The organism is Paraburkholderia sp. UYCP14C, from assembly GCF_004197395.1.
Taxonomy (GTDB): Bacteria; Pseudomonadota; Gammaproteobacteria; order Burkholderiales; family Burkholderiaceae; genus Paraburkholderia.
This window is the reverse complement of the sequence record NZ_SELS01000012.1, coordinates 132,724-156,248: the sequence shown is the minus strand read 5'-3', so window position 1 is coordinate 156,248 and position 23,525 is coordinate 132,724. Positions and strand designations below refer to the sequence as shown.

At 65.3% G+C, this 23,525-nt stretch carries 22 protein-coding genes; 18 read left to right on the top strand and 4 right to left on the bottom strand.

Going from position 1 to position 23,525, the window contains the following annotated elements; genetic code table 11:
- Window positions 1–78: 78 nt before the first annotated feature.
- From EVC45_RS14005 to EVC45_RS13955, 11 genes are all read left to right on the top strand, one after another.
- Window positions 79–693, top strand: a complete 615-nt coding sequence (locus EVC45_RS14005; protein ID WP_129958565.1) for a helix-turn-helix domain-containing protein — start codon at window positions 79–81, stop codon at window positions 691–693.
- Window positions 694–1,154: 461 nt separating this feature from the next.
- Complete coding sequence (locus tag EVC45_RS14000; RefSeq protein WP_129958564.1) at window positions 1,155–2,648, top strand: aldehyde dehydrogenase; 1,494 nt, start codon at window positions 1,155–1,157, stop codon at window positions 2,646–2,648.
- A 106-nt stretch (window positions 2,649–2,754) separates the two neighbouring features.
- Entirely contained in the window at window positions 2,755–3,423 is a 669-nt protein-coding gene (locus tag EVC45_RS13995) for a haloacid dehalogenase type II (RefSeq protein ID WP_129958563.1), read from the top strand.
- An 81-nt stretch (window positions 3,424–3,504) separates the two neighbouring features.
- Window positions 3,505–4,782, top strand: a complete 1,278-nt coding sequence (locus tag EVC45_RS13990; RefSeq protein WP_129958562.1) for an FAD-binding oxidoreductase — start codon at window positions 3,505–3,507, stop codon at window positions 4,780–4,782.
- A 77-nt stretch (window positions 4,783–4,859) separates the two neighbouring features.
- Window positions 4,860–5,672, top strand: coding sequence for an ABC transporter substrate-binding protein (locus tag EVC45_RS13985; protein ID WP_129958561.1), 813 nt, complete (start codon window positions 4,860–4,862; stop codon window positions 5,670–5,672).
- A 114-nt stretch (window positions 5,673–5,786) separates the two neighbouring features.
- A complete protein-coding gene (locus EVC45_RS13980; RefSeq protein WP_129958560.1) occupies window positions 5,787–6,443 on the top strand; it encodes an amino acid ABC transporter permease in 657 nt (218 codons plus the stop codon).
- A gap of 18 nt (window positions 6,444–6,461) precedes the next feature.
- On the top strand, window positions 6,462–7,238 hold the full coding sequence (locus EVC45_RS13975; protein WP_129958559.1) for an amino acid ABC transporter ATP-binding protein: 777 nt from the start codon (window positions 6,462–6,464) through the stop codon (window positions 7,236–7,238).
- Window positions 7,235–7,546: a (2Fe-2S)-binding protein gene (locus EVC45_RS13970; RefSeq protein ID WP_129958558.1), complete on the top strand. Its 312-nt coding sequence runs from the start codon at window positions 7,235–7,237 to the stop codon at window positions 7,544–7,546. Before EVC45_RS13975 ends, EVC45_RS13970 begins: the two co-directional genes overlap by 4 nt.
- The gene (locus tag EVC45_RS13965; RefSeq protein ID WP_129958557.1) at window positions 7,525–8,901 is read left to right on the top strand and encodes an NAD(P)/FAD-dependent oxidoreductase; all 1,377 of its coding nucleotides are present in this window, start codon (window positions 7,525–7,527) and stop codon (window positions 8,899–8,901) included. Before EVC45_RS13970 ends, EVC45_RS13965 begins: the two co-directional genes overlap by 22 nt.
- Window positions 8,898–10,070, top strand: coding sequence for an FAD-binding oxidoreductase (locus tag EVC45_RS13960; protein ID WP_129958556.1), 1,173 nt, complete (start codon window positions 8,898–8,900; stop codon window positions 10,068–10,070). Before EVC45_RS13965 ends, EVC45_RS13960 begins: the two co-directional genes overlap by 4 nt.
- Before the next feature lie 11 nt (window positions 10,071–10,081).
- Complete coding sequence (locus EVC45_RS13955; protein WP_129958555.1) at window positions 10,082–10,483, top strand: helix-turn-helix domain-containing protein; 402 nt, start codon at window positions 10,082–10,084, stop codon at window positions 10,481–10,483.
- A 35-nt stretch (window positions 10,484–10,518) separates the two neighbouring features.
- Here EVC45_RS13955 and EVC45_RS13950 read toward each other — a convergent pair whose 3' ends face one another.
- The 3 genes from EVC45_RS13950 to EVC45_RS13940 all read right to left on the bottom strand — a co-directional run bounded on the left by EVC45_RS13950 (window position 10,519) and on the right by EVC45_RS13940 (window position 13,638).
- Window positions 10,519–11,022 (bottom strand): Lrp/AsnC family transcriptional regulator, encoded by a 504-nt coding sequence (locus EVC45_RS13950; RefSeq protein WP_090811115.1) that lies wholly within the window; start codon window positions 11,020–11,022, stop codon window positions 10,519–10,521.
- Between the two features lie 88 nt (window positions 11,023–11,110).
- A complete protein-coding gene (locus EVC45_RS13945; RefSeq protein ID WP_129958554.1) occupies window positions 11,111–12,511 on the bottom strand; it encodes an aspartate aminotransferase family protein in 1,401 nt (466 codons plus the stop codon).
- Window positions 12,512–12,747: 236 nt separating this feature from the next.
- A complete protein-coding gene (locus tag EVC45_RS13940) occupies window positions 12,748–13,638 on the bottom strand; it encodes a GNAT family N-acetyltransferase (RefSeq protein WP_129958553.1) in 891 nt (296 codons plus the stop codon).
- A 495-nt stretch (window positions 13,639–14,133) separates the two neighbouring features.
- On the opposite strand from EVC45_RS13940, the gene EVC45_RS13935 reads away from it, so the two are divergent.
- The 7 genes from EVC45_RS13935 (at window position 14,134) to EVC45_RS13905 (ending at window position 21,355) form a co-directional block, all read left to right on the top strand.
- On the top strand, window positions 14,134–15,714 hold the full coding sequence (locus EVC45_RS13935) for an ABC transporter substrate-binding protein (RefSeq protein ID WP_129958552.1): 1,581 nt from the start codon (window positions 14,134–14,136) through the stop codon (window positions 15,712–15,714).
- A 147-nt stretch (window positions 15,715–15,861) separates the two neighbouring features.
- Entirely contained in the window at window positions 15,862–16,815 is a 954-nt protein-coding gene (locus tag EVC45_RS13930) for an ABC transporter permease (RefSeq protein ID WP_129958551.1), read from the top strand.
- The gene (locus tag EVC45_RS13925) at window positions 16,812–17,804 is read left to right on the top strand and encodes an ABC transporter permease (protein WP_129958550.1); all 993 of its coding nucleotides are present in this window, start codon (window positions 16,812–16,814) and stop codon (window positions 17,802–17,804) included. The genes EVC45_RS13930 and EVC45_RS13925 overlap by 4 nt, the downstream gene beginning before the upstream one ends.
- Window positions 17,804–19,762 (top strand): ABC transporter ATP-binding protein, encoded by a 1,959-nt coding sequence (locus tag EVC45_RS13920; RefSeq protein WP_211193416.1) that lies wholly within the window; start codon window positions 17,804–17,806, stop codon window positions 19,760–19,762. The genes EVC45_RS13925 and EVC45_RS13920 overlap by 1 nt, the downstream gene beginning before the upstream one ends.
- Window positions 19,763–19,827: 65 nt before the next feature.
- Complete coding sequence (locus EVC45_RS13915) at window positions 19,828–20,208, top strand: helix-turn-helix domain-containing protein (RefSeq protein WP_129958549.1); 381 nt, start codon at window positions 19,828–19,830, stop codon at window positions 20,206–20,208.
- Window positions 20,209–20,505: 297 nt separating this feature from the next.
- Window positions 20,506–21,048 (top strand): phasin family protein, encoded by a 543-nt coding sequence (locus EVC45_RS13910; protein WP_248295122.1) that lies wholly within the window; start codon window positions 20,506–20,508, stop codon window positions 21,046–21,048.
- A 109-nt stretch (window positions 21,049–21,157) separates the two neighbouring features.
- Window positions 21,158–21,355 carry a hypothetical protein gene (locus EVC45_RS13905; RefSeq protein WP_129958606.1) on the top strand — a complete coding sequence of 66 codons (198 nt, stop codon included), beginning with the start codon at window positions 21,158–21,160 and terminating at the stop codon, window positions 21,353–21,355.
- Window positions 21,356–21,410: 55 nt separating this feature from the next.
- On the opposite strand, the gene EVC45_RS13900 is transcribed toward EVC45_RS13905, so the two are convergent.
- Window positions 21,411–23,510, bottom strand: coding sequence for a pyridoxamine 5'-phosphate oxidase family protein (locus tag EVC45_RS13900; protein WP_248295121.1), 2,100 nt, complete (start codon window positions 23,508–23,510; stop codon window positions 21,411–21,413).
- Window positions 23,511–23,525 lie beyond the last annotated feature (15 nt).

Here is a 23,525-nt window from a genome sequence, read left to right as displayed (position 1 = left end):
GGTGAAGTGGCGGAGGCCTCTTCGCATGCCGCGGCGCGTGCCCGGCACAACAACTGCAACGTCATCGACAGGAAACCCATGCAGCGAACACAGATCAGCAGGAAGCGCGCGGCCGACCCGGGTCACGGCGACGTCGGCGCTCGTCTGCGCGCGCTGCGCGTCGCGCAGGGGCTGTCGATCAACGAGCTGGCGATGCGCGCGGGCGTATCGGTCGGCACGGTCAGCCAGGTCGAGCGCAACAAGGCCAATCCGTCGGTGCGGATTCTCGAGCGCCTGCGCCAGGCGCTGGAGGTACCGCTCACCGCGCTGCTCGAAGAAGACGACGCGGTCTCGGATCCGATCACCGGCGATTTCGTGCGCAAGGCGGCCGAGCGGCCACTGTTCGAAGTCGGCACGAACGGCATGCAGAAAGAATTGTTGTCGCCGCACGGCGATCACGATTTGCAGATGATGATCATCATGCTGCCGGCCGGCTCCGGTTCGGAGGAAGTGCTGGTCGGCATCGGCGAGAAGGCGGGCCTGGTGCTGGAAGGCACCGTCATACTGAACGTCGGCGACCGGCGCTCCGAACTGCGCGCGGGCGACAGCTTCCAGTTCAAGAGCACGGTGCCGCACAGCGTGCATAACGAAAGCAAGAAGACCGCGCGTTTGCTGTGGATCATGAACACGCAGCCGCCCGTCATTCATCTTTGATTCGTCTGTAGTTCGAGCCGCGTGTCGGGTGGCGCGCGGCTCTGTCCTTTCTCTCTTTCCCATCGTTCGTATCGATGTGCCGTGTTCGGTCCACCCGGACGGCGGCTGATGTCGACGTCTTTCGTTCTGCGTTGCCTCTTTCAGTTTTGCGTTGCACGAGCGGTTGACCGTGTCGAGTGATCCTGCTCGCGCGCCACGGCCGAGCGGCCTTGCTACCTCCGTGCTCCGCTGCGGCTACCCCTTCCGCGCGGCAGGCACTGTATCGCAGCGCACAACGAACTTTTCACAAAGTTTATTTTTGACCACTAGTATTTCATTCGATGTTCATTAAAATGAACTTCATCCGATGTTCGTTCATTCGGTGGTCGCGATGGCGAACAGCAGTGCCGAGTGGTGCCGGGAGTCTTTAGTGCGCTAGCGCACGCGGCACCACACACTTGAACCCACTGATCAGGCCTGGCATGTCTACTCCGTCACTCGATTTCGATCCTTCAGTCGTTCCGTTGCCGCAGGGGCATTTCATTGGCGGTGCATATTATTCGGCGGGCGAAGCGCAGATCGCCGTTCATCGGCCGTCGGACGGCGTGCTGCTCGGTCATGTGCCGGACGCGTCGGACGCTACCGTCGATTACGCGGTGAGCAACGCGTTGGCTGCATGGAAGACGAGCGGCTGGGGCACGCGTTCTCCGCGCGAACGCGCGAAGGTGCTGAGCCGCTGGGCCGAGCTGATCGATCGCGATGCTGTGAGCCTCGCCCAACTCGAAACGGTCAGCTCGACGCGCCCGGTGACGGAAAGCTACACCTCCGATGTGCCGTTCACCGCCGAGGCGATCCGCTTTTTCGCGGAGCTGGCCGACAAGCTCGGCGGCGATATCGCAGCCACGCGCCGCGACAGTCTCGGTTTCGTTGTTTCGGAACCGTACGGCGTGATCGGTGCGATCACGCCATGGAATTTCCCGCTGTCGATGTGTTCATGGAAGTGCGGGCCCGCGCTCGCGGCCGGCAACGCGGTCGTGATGAAGCCGTCGGAAATGACGCCGTTCTCGACGCTGCGGATGGCGGAGCTCGCGATCGAAGCTGGCATGCCGCCCGGCATCTTCAACGTAATCAACGGCCGTGGAGCGACGGCGGGCGCCGCGCTGACGCGTCACCCGGGCATCTCGAAGATGAGCTTCACAGGGTCGACCCGTACGGGCGCCGCGATCATGAGCGACGCCGCGATGCACGGCACCAAGCCCGTCACGCTGGAGCTCGGCGGCAAGAGCCCGCAACTGGTGTTCGAGCAGGTGCGGGACCTCGAGCATACGGCGCGCTGCGTCGCCCGTGGCTTTACGGCCAACGGCGGCCAGGCCTGCGTGGCCGGTACGCGGCTGATTGTGCACGAGCGCATTGCCGAGCCGCTGATCGACGCGATTCGACGGCAACTGCAGCCGATCGAGCCCGGTCCGCTGTGGGACAGCCGCACCGCGTATTCGCCGATCATCAGCGCGCCCCAAGCGCGGCGCATCGAGGCGCTGGTCGAGCAGAGCCGCGAGGGCGGCGCGGAAGTGATCTTCGGCGGCGGCTTTTTCGAAGGCACCGGCGAAGGCTATTTCCATCGCCCCACACTGCTCGCCAACGTGACCGCGGAGACGCCCGCCGTGCGCGAGGAACTGTTCGGCCCGGTGTTGACGATCCAGACGTTCAAGGACGAGGAAGAGGGCATCGCGCTCGCCGCGCATCCGATCTACGGTCTCGCGGCCGGTGTCCATAGCAGCGACATTGGCCAGGCGCTGCGGGCGATGCGCCGCATCGCGGCGGGCACGATCTGGATCAACCGCTACGGCCGCAGCGGCGACATGATCATTCCGACGGGCGGCTTCGGCCAATCCGGCATCGGCAAGGACCTCGGCCGCGAGGCGATGGTGGCCAGCATGCGGCACAAGAGTGTGCTGATCGATTTCGAGGCGCTGTGAAGAAACGCCTTACACCGGCTTTACGCCAGCAGTAATCGCACTGATTCAATCCGAAACTGAACCCCGAGCCTGCGAACAGGTTCGCCACGACGACAGGATGTTGACCATGATCGATTTCGAGCCGAAGTACATCACTTTCGACTGCTATGGCACGTTGACCAACTTCCAGATGGGCCAGACCGCGCGTGACCTTTACGGCGACAAGCTGGACAAGGCGAAGATGGACGAGTTCGTCGAGTTCTTCCGTGGCTATCGCCTCGACGAAGTGCTGGGCGCATGGAAACCGTATCGCGACGTGGTCGTGAACTCGGTGCGCCGCACCTGCGAACGCACCGGCGTGCCGTTCGACGAAGCAACCGCGCAGAAGATCTACGAAGCCGTGCCGACCTGGGGCCCGCACGCGGACGTGCCCGAAGGGCTGTCGCGACTGGCAAAGAAATACAAGCTCGTGATTCTGTCGAACGCGTCGAACGACCAGATCCACAGCAACGTCGACAAGCTCGGCGCACCGTTCCACAAGGTCTACACCGCACAGCAGGCGCAGGCGTACAAGCCGCTGCAGAAAGCCTTCGAGTACATGTTCTCGCAACTGGACTGCAATCCGGAAGACGTGCTGCATGTGTCGTCGAGCTTCCGCTATGACCTGATGACCGCGTACGACATGGGCATCAAGCACAAGGCGTTCGTCAACCGCAACCACGAGCCGCTGAACCCGTACTACGGCGTCAACGAAGTGTCGGGCATTCCGCAACTGGCGTCGCTGCTCGGTCTCTGATCCGCAGCATCGGCGTTCTCACGACATCGCATGCCGCGCGCCGGTGAGAGCGGCGCAACCAACCGACAGGAACGCATCACGATGAAGCTCGACTCCTACTGGCTCGACACCGCGCCACGTTTTAAGAACGGCGCCCAGGGGCCGCTCCCGCAGCGGGTGGACGTGGCCGTGGTCGGCGGCGGCTTCACCGGACTGTCGGCTGCGCTGGAACTCGCCAAACGCGGCAGGTCGGTGATCGTGTTCGAGGCGGGCCGGCTCGCGGCGCAGGCATCGGGGCGTAACGGCGGCCACTGCAATACGGGCGTCGCGCAGGACTACGCCGCGTTGTCCGCGCGCATCGGCAGCGAGCGCGCGGCGGAGTTCTACCGCGCGTATGCGGGCGCCGTCGAGACGGTGAAATCGATCATCGCAGAAGAGCAGATCGATTGCGATCTGCGCCAATCCGGCAAGATCAAACTGGCGGCGAAGCCGCAGCATTTCGCGTCGCTCGCGAAGACGTATGAGGTGTTGCGGCGCGAAGTCGATCCCGACGTCGAACTCGTGCCGCCCGAGCAGATTCGCAAGGAGATCGCGTCGGACGGCTTTTTCGGCGGTCTGGTGCAGCGTAACGGCATGCAGATGCACATGGGCAAATTCGGCGTGGGTCTGGGCGAGGCTGCGGCACGCCGCGGCGCGCGGATCTACGAGAACGCGCCCGTGACGAACCTGAAGCCGCTCGGCGGCAACGCGTTCGACGTGCAGTGTCCGCTCGGCACGGTCCGCGCCGAGCGCGTGCTGATCGCCACGGGCACGTCGCAGGTCGGTCCGCTGCAATGGTTCCGGCGCCGCATCGCGCCGGTCGGTAGCTTCATCGTCGCGACCGAACCGCTCGGCAAGGACCGCCTCGATGCGTTGTTGCCGACGCGCCGCTCCTACGTGACGACGCTGAACATCGGCAACTATTTTCGGGCCACGCCTGACGAGCGTTTGCTGTTCGGCGGCCGCGCGCGCTTTGCGATGTCGAACCCGCGTTCGGACGAGAAAAGCGGACGCATTCTGCGCGACGGGCTCGCCCGCTATTTCCCGCAGCTCGCCGAGGTACGCATCGATTACTGCTGGGGCGGCCTCGTCGACATGACGGCCGACCGCCTGCCGCGCGCAGGCCAGCATGAAGGACTGTTTTATTCAATGGGCTACAGCGGCCACGGTGTGCAGATGTCCGTGCACATGGGTCGACTGATGGCCGACGTGATGTTCGGCGCCGCCTCGCGCAATCCGTGGCGAACGCTCGAATGGCCCGCGATTCCAGGACATTTTGGACGCGCGTGGTTTCTGCCTCTCGTTGGCGCGTATTACAGGTTGCAGGATGTACTGCATTGAACGGATCGACTGATCGCTACTGTCAGATGGCAGCGCAGCGCGCAGATTGAAAATCACTATCCCCAGAGGAAATCCCCATGTTGCGTTTCATGTTCCAGCCTGCTTCCGCCGTCCGTTTCAACACTGTGCAGCGCTTTGCCGCTGGCGCGGGTCTCGCGATGACGATGATGCTGGGCGCCGCCCACACCGCCCATGCCGCCGAAGCGGCGACGCTCACCGCAGGCTCGCCGCCGTCGAGCGCACCGACCACGTTCATGGACGTGAAAACGCAGAAGATCGAAGGCCTGATGCCGGATGTCGTCAAGGAGATCGGCAAGCGCGAAGGCTTCAACGTGTCGTACGACGCGGTGCCGTTCTCGGCGCTGATCCAGTCGGTGGTATCTGGCAAGATCGACATCATCGTGGCCGGCATGACGCCGACGCCGAAGCGCGCCGAAGTAGTCGATTTCTCGCAGCCGGTTACGGCGTTCGGCGAAGGCATCATCGTCAAGGACACGAACAAGGCCGTCTACCACTCGGTGCAGGACCTGAAGGGCATGACGGTCGGTGCGCCGACCGGTACCGACTACGGCGATCAGTTGAAGAAGCTCGGCATCTTCACCGAAGTGAAGATGTACGACAGCCCCGCCGACATGACGCGTGACGTCGCGCTGGGCCGCATCGTCGCGGGCTTCAACGACTATCCGATCCTGAAGGCCCAGGAAGCAGCGGGCGCGATGGCGGGAACGCGGGTCGACGACGCCTATGTGCCGATGGAAAAGTTCGACATCGCGATCGCGGTGAAGAAGGGCAACAGCGCGCTGATGGCGAAGATCAACGACGCGCTGACGAAGATGAAGGCCGACGGCACGCTCGACGCGATCCTGAAGAAGTGGCACCTCGTAAGCTGATGGGCTTCTCGTGACAAGAGGCGTGCCCGCTGCAAGGCGGGACTCGCCCTGCGAGGTCCGCCGCCCAGCGGCGCGGCGGACTGAACGAATGCAAAGAGCAATGGAAGGCACGACATGCGCTGGCAAGATATAGCCGACTTTGTACCGATTCTGCTGCAAGGCGCGATGATGAGCATCATCATCACGCTGGGTTGTCTGCTGTTGAGCACCGTGCTCGGCCTGACCTGGGCGTTGTTGAAGATGTCGCGCTATCCGCACGTGGTACGCGGCGTGAGCGCGATGATCAACGTCGTGCGCGGCCTGCCGATGATCGTGCTGCTGTTCTACATCTATTTCGTGCTGCCGGATATCCATATCCAGGTGTCGGCGCTGCAGGCGAGCATCATCGGGCTTGGTTTCGGCTACTCGACTTACGTCGCGGAAATCTTCCGCGCGGGTATCGAGGCGGTCGATCCGGGCCAGTACGAAGCCGCGCAGTCGATCGGCATGGGGCGTGTGAAGACGATGGTGCGGGTGATCCTGCCGCAGGCGATCAAGGTCGCGCTGCCGCCGTACAGCAACACGCTCGTGATGATGCTGAAGGACTCATCGCTCGCGTCGACGATCACGGTCGCCGAAATGACGCGCGAAGGCCAACTGATCGCGTCGTCGACGTTTCAGAATCTGACGGTGTACACACTCGTCGCGCTCGGCTACCTGGCGATGAGCCTGCCGTTGATGAGCATGACCCGCAATCTTGAACGACGTTTCGGTCGGCACAGGGCCAGGTAAGTGCAAAGTGAGGATGCGATGATCGAAATCACGAATGTGCACAAGAGTTTTGGCTCCGTACCTGTTCTCAAGGGCATTTCGCTCAACGTGAACCAGGGCGAAGTGGTCTGCCTGATCGGTGCGTCGGGCTCGGGAAAGTCAACGCTGCTGCGTTGCATTAACGCGCTGGAGTCCTACGACGAAGGCGAGATCCGCCTGCTCGGCGAGCGCGTCGAGCAGCGCGCGCGCAACATCAACCAGTTGCGCACCCAGGTCGGTATGGTGTTTCAGCGCTTCAATCTGTTTCCGCACCGTACCGCGCTCGAGAACGTGATGGAAGGGCCCGTGCACGTCAAACGCCTCGCGCGCGCGGACGCGCAGCGCGAAGCATCTGAGCTGCTCGACAAGGTCGGGCTTGGCCACAAGCTGCACGCCTATCCGCATCAGCTTTCCGGAGGGCAGCAGCAACGGGTGGCGATTGCCCGCTCGCTCGCGATGAAGCCGAAGGCGATCCTGTTCGACGAGCCGACCTCGGCGCTCGATCCGGAACTGGTCGGCGAAGTGCTCGGCGTGATGCGCACGCTGGCACGCGAGGGCATGACGATGCTGGTGGTCACGCATGAAATGGGCTTTGCGCGCGAAGTGGCGGACCGGGTGTGCTTTCTGCACGCGGGACTCATCATCGAGGAGGGCACCGCGCAGCAGGTGCTGGGTTCGCCGCGCGAGACGCGTACCCGCGAATTCCTGCGCCACGTGCTGACCAATCGCAGCGACGCTCACCTGTCCACGGACGGCATCGCGGGAGCCGCGGCATGAACGGCAGATTCTTACGCGTAGGCGAGACGGCTCGCGCCAAAGTCGAACTGACGATCGACGGCGCGACGGTCGAAGCGCTGGCCGGCGACACGCTGCTCACTGCGATGCTGTGCTCGGTGCGGCATGTGCGGCAGTCCGAATTCGGCGCTGAAAAGCGCGCCGGCTTCTGCCTGATGGGCGCGTGTCAGGATTGCTGGGTCTGGACCGCGGACGGCGAGCGGCTGCGCGCCTGCACCACCGTGGTCGAAGCAGGCATGCGCGTCGTCACGACGCAACCGGAGGGCCAATGGGCGAACCTCGCATCGTGATCGTCGGCGCCGGGCCCGCAGGCGTGCGCTGCGCGGAAACGCTGCTGGCGGCCGGCATTCGTCCTGTCCTGGTCGATGAAGGCAGGCGCGATGGCGGTCAGATCTACCGGCGCCAGCCCGAGGGCTTCACGCGGCCGTACGCGAAGCTGTACGGCACCGAAGCCGCACGCGCGGAGGACCTGCATCGCAGCTTCGAACGGCTGCGCCCGCAGATCGATTATCGTCCACAGACGCTCGCGTGGAACGTCGCGCAAGGCAAGCTGCACATCGTGCATGAAGGACACGCGAGCGGGTTGAGCTACGACGCGCTGATCCTGTGCCCCGGCGCGACCGACCGGCTGATGCCGGTCAAAGGCTGGCAGTTCGCCGGAACCTACAGCCTCGGTGCCGCGCAGATCGCGCTGAAGTCGCAGGCCTGCGCGATCGGCCGCCAGGTGGTGTTCGTCGGCACCGGCCCATTGCTGTATCTGGTCGCGAACCAGTATGTGCAGGCGGGCGCCAAGGTCGCAGCGGTACTCGACACGTCGACGACCGGTGCGCGCCTGCGCGCGCTGCCCAAACTGCTCGCGCGCGTCGACGTATTGCGCAAGGGCCGCGCGCTGGTGGCAGCGTTGAAGCGCTCGGGCGTGCGGGTCGAAAACGGCATCGAGCCGCTGGAAATTCTCGGCACGCCGGACGACGGCGTGCTTGGCGTACGCTTTCGTGATGCACGCGGCAACATCGAGCAGATCGATTGCGACGCCGTGGGTCTCGGATATCACCTGCGTCCGGAAACCCAGCTTGCCGATCTCGCGCGCTGCGCGTTCCGTTTCGATACGCTGACGCGGCAATGGGTGCCGCAAATCGATGAACTCGGTCGCGCTACCGAACAGGGCGTCTATATCGCCGGTGATGGCGCGCGCGTGCTCGGCGCGGATGGCGCGGAGATCGCCGGACGGCTCGCGGCCTACGCTGCGTTGAGCGATCTAGGGCGCACGGTTCCGGCCGCGACGCTCGACACGTTGGTGCGCGAACAGCGCAAAATGGATCGCTTCCGGCTCGGTCTCGCCGAGGCGTTTGCGTGGCCTGCGCAGCAGGCGGCACGTCTGTCGGACGATACGATCGTTTGCCGCTGCGAAGGCATCACCGCGGGCGAACTGCGCCGCGTGGTGCGCGACGAAGGCGCGCAGGAAGCGAACCGCGCCAAAGCGTTCAGCCGCGTCGGCATGGGACGCTGCCAGGGACGCTACTGCGGCCATGCGGGCGCGGAGGTGATCGCGGCGGCCGCGAACGTTCCGCTCGAACAGGTTGGCAGGCTTCGCGGCCAGGCTCCGGTGAAGCCGCTGGCCATCGCAACTGTGGAGGAAACCGAATGAGCCGCGCACAAGCCGATGTGCTGATCGTGGGCGGCGGGTTCATGGGTGCCTCCGCCGCATTTTTTCTGAGGCAACGGGGTCGCTCGGTGATCCTGCTCGAGCGCCAGCTGGTCGGTCAGCAGGCGAGCGGGACCAACTTCGGCAACGTGCGCCGGCAAGGTCGCTTTCTGCCGCAGTTGCCGCTCGCGAATCGTTCGCGCGAAATCTGGGGGCGTCTGCCGGAACTGATCCAGCACGACGCCGAGTTTCTGATGTCCGGCCATGTGCGTGTCTGCTATCGCGAAGAGCAGGCCGACCAGTTCGAAACCTACGCGAAGGAGGCGGCGCACTACGGTCTCAAGCTCGATCTGCTGCGCGGCGACGCGCTGCGCGCACGCTTTCCGTTTCTCGGTGCGGAGGTGCTGGCGGGCTCGTATTCGCAAATGGACGGGCACGCGAATCCGCGGCTCGCGGCGCCCGCGTTCGCTCGCGCGGCGGCGCGGCTTGGGGCGCAGATCGTCGAAAACTGCGACGTCGTGACGGTGGAAAAAGAGGGCGCCGAGTTTCGCGCGACGAGCGCCGACGGCCGTACGTTCCATGCGCCCATGCTGCTGATCACCGCGGGGGCGTGGGGCAATCTGCTGGCGGAGCAGTTCGGCGAAGCGGTGCCGATCGCCGTCAACGGTCCGCAGATGGCCGTGACCGAACCGGTGCCGTATGCGATTCAGCCGGTGGTCGGTGTGTCGTCGCCGCAGATCGAGGAGGTCGTGTATTTTCGCCAGGTCGCGCGCGGCAATATCGTGATCGGCGGCTGCGCGCGTGCGCCCGCGTATCTCGACGAACGCCGCGCGAAGGTGCTGCCGCAAAGCACGTTGCTGCAGTTCAGGCAACTGCAGCGCGTCGCGCCGATGCTGCGCAAGCTGAACATCATCCGGGTATGGAGCGGCGTCGAAGGCTATCTGCCGGACGACAAGCCGATCATGGGCGCGAGCGGCACGACCAGCGGCCTTTTCTATGCGTTTGGTTTTTGTGGCGCCGGGTTCCAGCTTGGCCCGGGCGTTGGCGATACGATGGCCGAACTGATCGACACGGGCGCGACCAGCACGCCGCTCGAGCCGTTCGACATCCGCCGCTTCGCGGCCAGTCGGGATGCGGTGCCGGCTGCTGCGTCCACATCGCGAGTTGCGTGAACGGAGCGTCGATGCTGAGCGTGAGCCCAACCTCGTCGTCATCCGCGCCCGATGTCGCGGGCGCGAACCGTCATACCACACGCGTGCCGGATCGAGTGAGCCGCGCCGTGCAGGGCGCGGTCAACTTCATCGATGCGTGTTTCGCCGAGCCGATCAGCCTGTCCGAACTGGCGGCCGTCGCTGGGCTGAGCATTTCGAGGTTTGCGGTGCGCTTCAGCGCGGAGATTGGCGTGTCGCCGCAGCAATACGTGAGGCTGGTGCGCGTGCGGCATGCGCAGCGCCTGCTGCGCCGAGGCATGCCGCCTTCGATCGTCGCGGCCGAGGTGGGCTTCTTCGATCAAAGCCATCTGTGCCGGCACTTCAAACGCGTGCTTGGCAGAACGCCGCGTGAGTGGCTGAGCGCCAACGGTTGATTGCAACCTGAAAGCTCACTGGAGCCGCGAGCGCTTTATTGATGCTGTTGCGAGAACAGCGTTTCCAGCGGGTATTCGGATTTCACGAACGGCGTCTTGATGATGACGTAGCTGAAATACTTTTCGATGCCGATGTCGCGCTCCAGCAATCCTTCGATCACGCTCTGATAGTGATTGACGCTGCGCGTGACGAACTTCAGCAGGTAATCGTATCCGCCGCTCGCCAGATGGCATTCGATGATCTCGTCCACCGGACGGATCGCCGCCTCGAACTTGGCGAAGTCCTCGCGGCGATGGTCGGCAAGGGTGACCTCGGTGAACACGATCTGCACGTCGCCGAGTTTCTGCAGCTGGATGTGTGCGCCGTAGCCGACGATATAGCCGGCCTTTTCAAGCCTTTTCACGCGAATCAGACAGGGGCTCGGCGAGAGCCCCACGGCGTCAGCCAGCTCGACGTTCGTGATACGGCCTTTTTTCTGCAGTTGCGAAAGAATACGCAGGTCGATCCGGTCCAGCTTCGTGTCGCCGCTTGTCGTCATGTATCGGTCTGCCCGTCGAAGGTTCTGCTTTTCGCTTCAGCGCACTTCGCATGAGCCGAGCGCCGCGCAGGCCGATGTTATCACGCGCTCAGGCGGCTGCGCGGCTCGCGCCGCGCAATGCGGCGCGTACCTCCGCATGGTCGAGCACTTCGTCGAGCGTGCGCCGCAATCGGCTGAACAGTTGTTCGAACTCCGCCTCGCCGAAGCAAAGCGCGGGCGCGAAACCGAGGATGCTGTCGCCGAATGCGCGGAACACGAGGCGGTTGCGATAGGCCGCCTCGGCGATCCGGTCCGGCAGCTTCAGCGACGCATCGAAGCGTGCGCGCGAATCCTTGTCGGCGACCAGTTCGAGCGCGCCGAGCAGGCCGCGATGACGCGAGTCGCCGACCAGCGGATGATCGAGCAGCGCGTCGAGCCCGGCGGCAAAACGCGGCGCCTGCGCGATACCGTTCGCGAGCAGACCGCCCTCCTGATAGAGGCGCAGCACTTCGAGCCCGATCGCGGCGCTCACCGGATGCGCGGAGTAGGTCTGGCCGTGACCGACGACCGCGGTATCGCGCGCATCGCCCGCGATGCCCTGGTAGATTTCATCGGACATCAGCACCGCGCCCATCGGCGCATAGCCCGAGGTGAGTCCCTTCGCCACCGTCATCAGATCCGGCTCGACCTGTTCCGCGTCGCACGCGAACAGCGGACCGGTACGACCGAAGCCGGTGATGACTTCATCGGCGACGAACAGGATGTCGAGACGGCGGCACGCGTCGCGCATCGCCTTGAGCCAGCCGACCGGCGGCACGATCACGCCGCCCGATCCCTGGATCGGTTCGCAGAAGAACGCGGCGACGTTCTCCGCGCCGAGCGAGGCCACTTTCGCTTCGAGCGCCGCGACCGACGCGGCGATCAACGCCTGCGCGTTGTCGCCCTGCGGCTGACGGTACGCATAGGGCGACGGCAGGTGGTGCTGGTGCGGCAGCGGCAGGTCGAAGTTGCGGTGGAACGCGGGCAGCGCAGTGAGCCCCGCGCCGACGCTCGACGATCCGTGATAGCCGCGCTCGAGCGCGATCATCTGCTTTTTCGCCGGACGGCCGGTCGCGTTGAAGTAATGCGTGATGAAGCGGATCGCCGAGTCGATCGCGTCGGAGCCGCCGAGCGTGAAATAGACGTGCTGCAGCGAAGCGGGGGAGAGCGCAACCAGTTTTTCGGCCAGCTCGATAGCCGGCTCCGACGAGAAGTGGAAGTAGGTGGTCGCGTAGGGCAGCTTCGTCATCTGCCGCGCCGCCGCTTCGACGATGCTCTGCTGGCCGTAACCCACGTTCACGCACCACAGGCCCGCAAACGCGTCGAGCAGCTCGTTGCCGTCGATGTCGCGCAGATACGCGCCGTGTCCGGATTCGAGTACGGTGGTACCCCGCGCTTCGTGCGCGCGGTAGTTGATGACCGGGTGAATCAGATGCTTGCGGTCGGCGTCGATGAGCGATGTTTTTGACATGATGGTATTTTCCCGCAGGTTGCGATCAGGTGAGAGTCACCCCCTGATAGTAGCGAGAGCCGCATGCGAGCCGTTCCGCCAAAAAAATGCTCAAAGAGCGCAGGCGCAGCGTTTTCTACCCCGCAGACAGCATTTTCTGCCGCGCGTGCTTAATAGCGGCGCAAACGGGAATTCGGCCGCGCGCTCGCGGCCGCGTGAGAGTCGAAGCAAGGGGTTGCAGCGCGCGTGCGCGCGCATCAGGTCAGCGACTGCGTGATCACCGCGTACTGAAGTAGCGGGCCGTCGGCGTGCCCGGCCTGGGCACGCGGTTGCGCGGATCCGAGCCGCTGCATCCTGACGACCGTGTCCGAGCGTGCGAGGCCGAGACCGGTGAGCCACGTTCGCAGGCCGTGCCCGTGCGGCACGTCGATGCGGACCAGCGCGCCTTCATTCAGCGCGAGCCAATGGCGAATCAGCGCCTTGGCGTGCGCGCTGTCCGGGCTCTTGCCGGCGACCACGGGGCCGATCAGGAAGCCGCGTCCGAAGCGGCGGAACATCGAGAAGCCGAGCAGTTCGCCGTCGCGATCGAGCGCGATACCGTCGGCGAGATCGAGCAGCGGCGGCAGCACGTGGCTGCGGTCGAGACCGCTCGCGCGCGACGCCAGCGCGACGAGTTGCGCGGCATCGCTCGCGCCGAGCGGGCGCAGCCGCTCGTCGGCGGCCAGCGCGACGAGCGGCGGACGGAACGCCGCGCCCTGCATCTGGTCGAGTGCGCCGCAGGCCTCGAAGCCGAGCGCTTCGCACATCGACCGGGCAGCCTCGGTCGCATAGAGCGTGATGTCGCGCTTGCCAAGTTCTTCGAGCGCATGCGCGAGCAGCGTGCGGCCGATACCCACGCCGCGATGCTCCGGCGCGACGAGCAGCATGCCAAGGGTCGCCTGATCCGCGCCGAACTTCCAGCACACCACGGTGCCGACCAGCACGCCCGCCGTCTCGGCGACGAAGCCGATGCCCGTGTGCGCGGAGAACCCCCAGTCTTCCCGGCGATGCGGCCAGCCGATCGCGGCGGACAGGCGTTGCGCGGCGGGAAGGTCGTCGGCTGTCAGGCGTCGGTAGGTGAAAGGTGCGTGCGTGGTTGAATCGGGCACGGGTCGCTCCGTGATTAGTCAGCCGTGCCGCGACTGTTGCACGTTGCTCGCGCGTTGACTAGTACGAACTTCTCATCATGGGGCGTGCCGGGCACGGAGAAGTGCCGCTGCGCCAGTGCCGTGCATGCCAGGCGAAATGCGTGGTTCAGTCGTCAAGATTGCGTGCGGCGTGCTGAAACGGCCAATTTTGTCGGTGCAATCTGCGGTGCGCTCGCCGCTACGATGATAGGCATACCCCGACGCCTCGCGCCGAATCTCGCGCCCGGCGCCGGGCTCGCGCATCAGGGTCAACGCCAGGGGCGGCAAATCATGCTGTTTGGACCACTCAAAACCATGTTTTCGAATGGTCGAATCCAGCGATACGCGATCAACGCCATTTTTTGCAGTGCTTAAATCGATTCATGCAGTGCCGCCGCTTCGCGACCAGCACGCGGGGCGCCGTCGAACACCAATGCTGGATATCCCGCGTTCAACCACCAGTGAGGAGCAGTTCGCATGTACGACGACGAGATCAAAACGGGCGGTTTCAGCCGCCGCGACATGATGCGTTTGCTGGCTGCCGGGGGCATGCTCGCCACCGGCGCGGGAGGCCTGCTGGCGGGCGCGCGCCCCGCGCTTGCGGCAGCCACGCCGAAGAAAGGCGGCAAGATCCGGGTGGCCTACGACTCATCGTCGACCGCGGATACGCTCGATCCGGCCAAGGGCTCGGCAGGCGCCGACTACATCCGCTTCTTCATGTTTTACAGCGGCCTGACGCAACTCGACAGTTCGCTGACGCCGCGGATGAACCTCGCCGAAGCGGTGGACACGAGCGATGCGAAGGTGTGGGTGATCAAGCTGCGCAAGGGCGCGACCTTCCACGACGGCAAGGCGCTCGCGCCCGCCGATGTCGTCTATTCGCTGATGCGTCATAAGAATCCGGCAACGGCTTCGAAGGTGAAGACGCTGGCCGATCAGTTCGTGGAGGCGAAGCAGACCGGCCCCAACGAAGTCACGCTGACGCTCGCGTCGGCCAACGCGGACTTGCCGGTGATTCTCGCCACGCCGCAATTCGTGATCATCAAGGACGGCACGACGGACTTCACGACGGCCGTCGGCACCGGCCCGTACAAGGTGAAGACGTTCAAGCCCGGCGTCTCGACCGTGGGCGTGCGCAACGACAACTTCTGGAAGACCGGCGGCGGCCCTTACCTCGATCAGATCGAATTGATCGGTATCGGCGACGACGCGGCGCGCATCAATGCGCTGCTGTCCGGCGATGTTCAACTGATCAACGGCGTCGATCCGCGCTCGACGCAGCGCGTTGCTGCGACGCCGGGGTATGAGGTGCGCGAGACCAAGTCCGGTCTCTATACCGATCTCATCATGCGCCGCGACAATCCACTGACCGGCAACGCCGATTTCGTGCAGGGGATGAAGTATCTCTTCGACCGCGACCAGATCCGCACCGCGGTGTTTCGCGGCTATGCGGTGATCGGCAACGATCAGCCGATTCCGCCCGAACACCGTTACTTCAATGCGTCGTTGCCCCAGCGGCCGCACGATCCGGACAAGGCGAAGTTCTACTTCCAGAAGGCCGGCGCGATCGGGACCACGCTGCCGCCGATCTACGCGACGACCGACGCGAACGGCTCGATCGAAATGGGTGAGTTGCTGCAGCAGTCCGCGGCGAAGATCGGCGTGAACCTGAACATCAACCGCGTGCCGGCGGACGGTTACTGGTCGAACCACTGGATGAAACATCCGCTCGGGTTCGGCAGCGTCAATCCGCGCTCGAGCGCCGATGTGCTGTTCACGCAGTTCTTCAAGTCGGACGCGCCGTGGAACGAGTCGGGCTGGAACAACCCGAAGTTCGACCAGTTGCTGGTCGCCGCGCGCTCGGAAACCGACGATGCGAAGCGCAAGCAGATGTACGGCGACATGCAGGTGCTGGTAGCGGAGCAGGGCGGCATCGGCATTCCGACCTTCCTGAGCCTGCTCGACGCGAACGACAAGCGCCTGCAAGGGCTTCAACCCATACCTACCGGCGCGATGATGGGCTTCAGCTTCGCCGAGTACGTGTGGTGGAACGCGTAACGTACTGAAGCGCACCGCAGCGGCACGCGCACGTGCGGGGGCGACCCCGCCGCGCCGTTCGCTGCGGGCAGCCGCAACGGCGATGAGCGGCACGACGCGCGCAACCGCGCGCCGTGCCCCAAAGCCTCAACCGAGGAGGTCATGCCAATGAACGGGAATATCGCCCAGTTGATCGGCCGGCGCATCGCCGTCACTGCGCTGACGCTGGTGATCGTCTCCATCATCATCTTCGTGATCACCAATCTGTTGCCCGGCGATGCCGCGCAGGCCGCACTCGGCCAGGCGGCAACGGCCGAAACGGTCGCGGCGCTGCGCCAGCAGTTCGGTCTCGACCAGCCGGCGTACCTGCGCTATTTCCATTGGCTCGTCGGTCTGCTGCACGCGAACTTCGGCGTGTCGCTGTCGAATAATCTTCCGGTCTCCGAACTGATCGAAGGGCGCTTGCCGAAGTCGCTGACCCTCGCGGCGATCACCACCGCGGTGTCGGTGCCGATCGCGGTGTCGGCGGGCATCCTGGCAGCGGTCAAGCGCGAGTCGCTGATCGACCGCATCGTGAGCCTCGGTACGCTGTCGCTGGTCGCCACCCCCGAGTTCCTGATCGCGACGCTCGCGGTGCTGGTGCTGGCCGTCAAGCTGCATTGGCTGTCCGCGCTGTCGTACAGCGGCGACATCGAGAGCCTGCACGACTTTCTGCGCGCCTATGCGATGCCGGTCGTCACGCTGTGCGCGGTCGTGATCGCGCAGATGGCCCGCATGACGCGCGCCGCGGTGATCGAGCAACTCAGTTCGTCGTATGTGGAAATGGCGATGCTGAAGGGTGCGAGCCCCGCGCGCGTGGTACTGCGCCACGCACTGCCGAATGCGATCGGCCCGATCGCCAACGCGATCGCGCTGAGCCTGTCTTATCTGCTTGGCGGCGTGATCGTCGTCGAGACGATCTTCAACTACCCGGGCCTCGCCAGCCTGATGGTCGACGCGGTGAGCAACCGCGACTTCCCGCTGGTACAGGCCTGCACGCTGCTGTTCTGTCTCGGCTATCTGATGCTCGTGCTGCTAGCCGACCTGTGCGCCATCATCTCGAACCCGAGGCTGCGGACATGACGACTCTTCGACCTTCTTCCGATTCGCGTCACCCACTCGGCGCGCTCGAACCGGTGCAGCGCAGCAGCACGTTGCCGGAGGGCGCGGAGCCGGCACGCTCCTGGCAGGGCGGCGGCGGCCCGGCACCTCGGCCGGTGCGCCGTCGCAGCGTCGCGCAACGCATGAATCTGTCGACCGGCGGCTGGATCGGTCTGACGATGGTGAGCGGCGCGCTGTTCATCGCGGCGTTCGCGCCGTGGATCGCGCCGCATTCGGTCGGCGCGATCATCACGCCCGACGTCTTCGCCGGCTTCAGCGCGAAACTGCCGCTCGGCTCCGACTACCTGGGCCGCGACATGCTGACCCGCATCATCTACGGCATGCGGCTGACGGTCGTGCTGGCGCTCGCCGCCGCGCTGCTCGCGGCGCTCACGGGCACGATGCTGGGGCTGCTCGCGGCCGTGGCCGGCCGCCATATCGACGAAACCATGAGCCGGCTGCTCGATGCGGTCACGTCGATTCCGTCGAAGATGTTCGCGCTGATGATCGTCGCCGCGTTCGGCTCGTCGCTGCCGTTGCTGATCGCGACAGCGGCGATCAGCTACATGCCGGGCTCATACCGGATCGCCCGCTCGCTCGCGGTCAATATCGGCACGCTCGAATATGTGCAGGTCGCCCGGGCGCGCGGCGAAAGCGCGCTCTACATCGCGTGCTTCGAGATGCTGCCGAACATGATTCACCCGATGCTCGCCGACACCGGACTGCGTTTCACGTTCGTCGTGCTGCTGCTCAGCAGCCTGAGCTTTCTCGGTCTCGGCGTGCAGCCGCCGTATGCCGATCTCGGCTCGCTGGTGCGCGAGAACATCGCCGGCCTCGGTGAAGGCGTGCCCGTCGTGATCCTGCCCGCCATCGCGATCGCGGTGCTGACGGTCGGCGTGAACCTGCTGATCGACGGACTGCCGCATCGTGGACGCCGCAAGAGCATGCCCGAAGCCGATGGAGGTCATTGATGATGGCACACCTGTTCAGACGTGCTGACACGGCCTTTGCGGCCGTCCCGGAGACCGCGGCGTCAGGGTCGTCCAATCTGGTCGAAGTGCGCGGCCTGCGCGTGGTGGGAAGCCGGCCCGGCGAGCCGGACACGACGATCGTGCACGACATCGACTTCGAGATCGCGGGTGGCGAGGTGCTCGCACTGATCGGCGAATCGGGCTCGGGCAAGACCACGATCGCGCTGTCGCTGATGGGCCATGCACGCAACGGCTGCCGCATCGCGGGCGGCTCGATCCGGGTCGGCGACACCGACGTGCTCGGACTCTCGCCGAAAGCACTCGAGGGATTGCGTGGCCGCAAGGTCGCCTATATCGCGCAAAGCGCGGCGGCCGCGTTCAACCCGGCGCGCTCGATCATGGACCAGGTGATCGAAAGCGCGCTGATTCACGGCACGCTCAGCAAGCGCGCGGCGCAGGCCAAGGCGGTCGAACTGTTCCGCGCGCTCGCGCTGCCGGATCCGCAGAAGATCGGCCTGCGCTATCCGCACCAGGTGTCGGGCGGCCAGTTGCAGCGGCTGATGGCGGCGATGGCGCTGATCACCGACCCGTCGCTCGTGATCCTCGACGAACCGACCACGGCGCTCGACGTCACGACGCAGATCGACGTGCTGCAGGCGTTTCGCGGTGTCATCCGGCAATGCGGCATGACCGCCGTCTATGTGTCCCACGATCTGGCCGTGGTGGCGCAGATGGCGGATCGCATCGTCGTGCTGAGCAACGGTGAAATTCGCGAAACGGGCCGCACCGAGCAGATTCTGCATGCGCCGGCCCATCCGTATACGCAAAGCCTGATCGCCGCGGTGACGCCTGTCGCTCCCGCTGCCTCGAGCGCGGCCGCGCCGGGCGCAGCGCAGCGCAACGCCGCGCCGCTGCTCGAACTGCGCGGCCTGACGGCCGGCTACGGCGGCACCGACTCACAGGGCTGGCCGCACAAGGTGATTCTGCGCGACGTCGACCTCGCGATCGGCCGTGGCCAGACGGTGGGCGTGATCGGCGAATCGGGCTCGGGCAAGACCACGCTCGCGAAGGTGATCGCGGGGCTCGTGCCGATGGCGCGCGGCAAGCTGCTGCTCGACGGTGAGCCGCTTGCCGCCAACCTGAGCCGACGCAGCCGCGAACAGTTTCGCTGTATCCAGATCGTGTTCCAGAACGCGGATACCGCGCTCAATCCGACGCATACGGTCGAGCGCACGCTGGCGCGCCCGTTGAAGTTCTATCACGGCATGAAGGGCGAGGCCGCGCGGCGCCGGGTCGCCGAACTGCTCGGCCTCGTGCGCCTGCCTGCCGAACTGGCGCAGCGGCGCACTGGGGAGTTGTCGGGCGGGCAGAAGCAGCGCGTGAATCTCGCGCGGGCGCTGGCGGCCGAACCCAAGCTGATCCTGTGCGATGAAGTCACCTCCGCGCTCGATACGGTGGTCGGCGCAGCCATTCTCGAACTGCTGCGCGATCTGCAGAAAAAGCTTGGTGTGTCGTATCTGTTCATCACGCACGACATCGCCAAGGTGCGTGCGATCAGTGACGACATCGTCGTGCTGTACGCGGGGCACCGCGTCGAGGCGGGCAACCGCGAAGCGTTGTCGGCGCCGCCGTACCACCCGTATTCGCATCTGCTGGTGTCGTCCGCGCCGGAACTTCGCGCCGGCTGGCTCGAAGAAGCGGGCGAGCGTTGCCACCAGACGCTGCCGCCGATCGGCGAGCCGGACAACGAGCCGCAACTGTGCACGTTTCTCGCGCGCTGTCCGATGCGCATCGATGGAGTCTGCAATCGCACGCCGCCGGCCGCGCGCACGCTCGCGAGCGGCGCGCAGGTGCTGTGCCATCGCAGCGAAGCGGAGCTGGAGCAATACCAGAACGGGCCCCTGGACGGCGCCACGGCGGCGGGCGGAGATGCGCAGTCCGCCACGCTGCGAGTCTGATGCGAACTCGCGCTACGCGATGTCCGCCGTGGAGCGCCTGACATTGTGGCCCGAAGGGATACGACATGACTGGAATCTTCGACTACGCCGCCAGCGATACGACCGTGGTGACGTCGCGTGCGATCAGACGGGCCGTGGCCTTTATCGAAAGCTCGTTCGCGCAGCCGGTCGGTCTCGCGACGCTCGCGGCGACGGCCGGGTTGAGTGTGTCGCGCTTCGCGACGCTGTTCCGCAAAGAGGTGGGCATCTCGCCGCATCGTTATGTTTGTCTGGTGCGGATCCAGCACGCGAAGCGGCTATTGCGCGACGGCGTCCCGCCATGTGAGGTCGCTGCCGAGGTCGGGTTTTTCGATCAGAGTCACCTCGGCCGACATTTCCGGCGCGCGGTCGGCGTGACGCCGGGGCATTTCGTCGCTTCGCCGGACGCGGGCAGCGCATGCCGATGAAGCGATGACGGCACCGGACGTTGACGACCGGCAGCCGTCCTGCCGCCGCCCTTCCTAACGGGACACCAACGTCGCATGAGCCGCACGTGTGCGACCCATTCAGCATAGGCGACGATTTCCCACATATTGGGGAAACTCCCTGGCCCGTTAAAATTGTCGTCCGACTTAACAAAGTTAGAATAACTGCTCTAAGTCGGCGTCAGACCGTCTGCCCGGCCAACGGCCCGGTTTGGGAACGAGCTTCACGAACCGCAGCGGCAGCGCTCGCCGTGTCCACGAGAACCTGAGAGATATCCCGTGAGCAGCTCTAAACAGATGCCATTTGTCCTACCCGTTTCACCCGATGTATCGCCACTGCCCGACCAGCTCCTCGCCGGCTTTTCCGCGCTGATCCGGCTGAACATGGATACGTGCAGGTCCGCGGTCACAGGTGCCGCACTGCGCTGGGAAAGCGTATTGCTGGCCCAGACACCTGAACAGTTCATCCGGCGTCAGGCGGATGTGATGCCTTGGCTTGCCCAGCAGTTCGCCGGGTACGCGCGCGGCTGCTTGGACATCGCGTTGGAAGCAACCAGACCGCGCGACGCCGCCAGCCATCACGACGACGGGCATGAGCATCAGGAGGACGCCATGTCCGCTGGCGTGCCAGCCCGCGCAGCGGGCGTCGACGCGATGACGGCCGAAGCCGCGCCGCTGGAGGTGCAGCCGGAAGGCGAGTCCGTCGCCGAGGCACACGCAGGGGAGATGGCGCGTGCCATTCTCGAGCGCGTCGCGAAGCCGACTCCCGGCACGACGGAACGCCGAAATCCGCCCCGCGCACGGCGCTCGTCGACGCGCTAGGCGACAGTCTTTCACACAATCTTCCGGGTCCGGTTTTCATGTGCGGCTGATGTCGCCATGGCCGGATTTGATTGCCGTTCTCCGTTCCAACCGAGAGGTAACCGACGACATGTTGAGCCCGCACGAAGTGGCCACGTTGTTGCTGTTGAAGGATGCGCCTGAACGAATTGATTCGGACCGGGCAGAGCTTGGCGCGCTGCGCGAGCTTCAGTTGATTGCGAGCGAGCCGACGGGGTCGGGCTTGCGGTTTCCGCGCGTGACGCCGCGTGGCGACGCTGTGCTGCGAGCGTTCGCACGGGTCCGGTGACCGGTGCACAGACAACGTATTGGCGAACGGCGAGCTTTCTGGGCGGCGGGTCGAATCATAGATCCAGCATCAACCGCCCCGTGCCCGTTCCATCGCCAGCCGCAGGCACGGCACAACAGATCAACGCTTCGTTTTCGGCGACATCCAGCGACGGCGGCTCCCGATAGGCGACCGCGCCTTCGATGATGCGCGCCCGGCACGCGCCGCAGACCCCAGCGCGACAGCCATATTCGGGCGTCAGCCCCCGCGCCTCGGCAAGCTCGAGCAACGAACCGTCATCGGGTGTCCAGCGTGCTTCCTTGCCGGAAGCCACGAACATGACTGGAACCTCCCCCTGAGCAGGCGCATGCGCGTTCTCGACCTCGGTACACCGGTCCAGGCTCCGCTTGAGACCAGCCGGCCCGAACGATTCCGCATGAACGCGCTTGTCCGAGATCGACAGCGCGCGCAAGCCGTCATAGAGCCCTTGCGTAAAGCCACTGGGCCCGCACAGGTAGAAGTCGAAGTCATCGAACGGCAGCGTCGCGCGCAGCACATCGACATCGAGTCGGCCGACCACATCGTAGTCCTGCCGTTCGACCGCGCCTTCGACATCAGTCAACAGCCGGGTGACCTTGACGGCCCCTCGCGCCTTCTCGACGAGCTGCGCGATCTCGGTATCGAATGCCCGCTCCGCAACCGAGCGCGCCGAATAGTAGAACCAGGTCGGACGAACACGCCTCTTACGAACGCCTTCGTAGACGAGGTGGCGCAACATCGCAAGCATCGGCGTGACGCCGATGCCACCGGCCAGCAGTACCGCGGGCCGGCGCTCCAGCGCATCGATCGTGAAGTTTCCGGCAGGCGCGCGCGCTTCGATCAGATCGCCTTCGCGCAGCGCGTCGTGCAGATGCCGCGAGACGGCGCCGTCGCGCTTGACGCTGATCCGGTAGAAGCCGTCGGACGGCGCGACTGACAACGTGTACGTGCGGATCAACGGCGCTTCCCCCGTGGCGCGCGTCACGCGAATCGGCAAGTGTTGCCCGGCCAGGTGCGGGATCGTTCCGAGCCCATCGGCCGGTTCCAGATGAAACGAGCGGATCACCAGACTCTCATCGACGATCTTCCTGATCCGGAACGGCCGCCAGGCCTGCGCGTGCTGGATCGCTCCCATTCGTTCGGCGCTCTCTTCCCAACTCCCCGTCATGGTGGAGAAGGGCGAGAAACCGTCCTCGGTCAGCGTCCATCGCAACGGCATCGCGGCAGCCCGATGGACGATCCGTCGCGGCGTAAAGCGCCACATCCGTTCGGCGCCGCGGAAGGTCGCGATCTCGGGCGAATCGAGCTCGACCTCGGCGTCGCCGGTCAGCTGCAGCAGATCGCCCGTGGCGAAGTCGACGAACACGAGCCCCGCTTTCGGATTCGACAGAAAATTACCGAGCGTATTGAAGAACAGGTTGCCCGAGAAGTCGGGCACCGTCAGTACGCCGTGCTCATCGACGCGCACGAAGCCGCGCTTGCCGCCGCGATGAGAGACGTCGACTTCGCGGCTGGCGTCGTGACGATCGACGTATGAAGCGACGAATAGCGTATCCGCCGCGGTGATCAACGCTACGGCGCGCGCATCGAGACGCGGCAGGTGCTGGGGCGCCTGCGTCGCCGCCACCTCGGGTGGCCGCACGAACTCGAAGTGACGCGCCTGAATGTACCGGTTGCAATTGCCGAACGACTGCCTGACACCGACCTCGAACGAGAGCGCGTCGCAGTTCCGCACGACGCCGTTCAGGCGATTGCGCCGCCGCGTATGCAGCTCGACGCCGACGAGCGCCACGGACGCGCCATCGTAGATTCCCGCGCAGGCCGGATCGTGCGGATCGCGCATCGCGTTCACCCGCAGTGCGTGGGGGGTGGTTGCCTGCATGAACCCCGGTTCGCCGGCGAGCAGCGTGGCCCACACGTCGCCTGCCGCATCGACGGCGCCGAGCGCGACGAACGGAATCAGCGGATAGAAGTCGCGATGCTGGTCGAGCAGAACATCGCGCACGACGCGACGTCCCTGTTCGTCCATTTGCTTCACGACGCCCACGCGCCGCTGCAATGACAGCTCACCGGTATGCCAGGGCGAACCGGTAGGGTCTTCCGGCGCGGGTATCGGCGCGTTGGGGGGCTCGTTCACGATTGGGCCTGAATT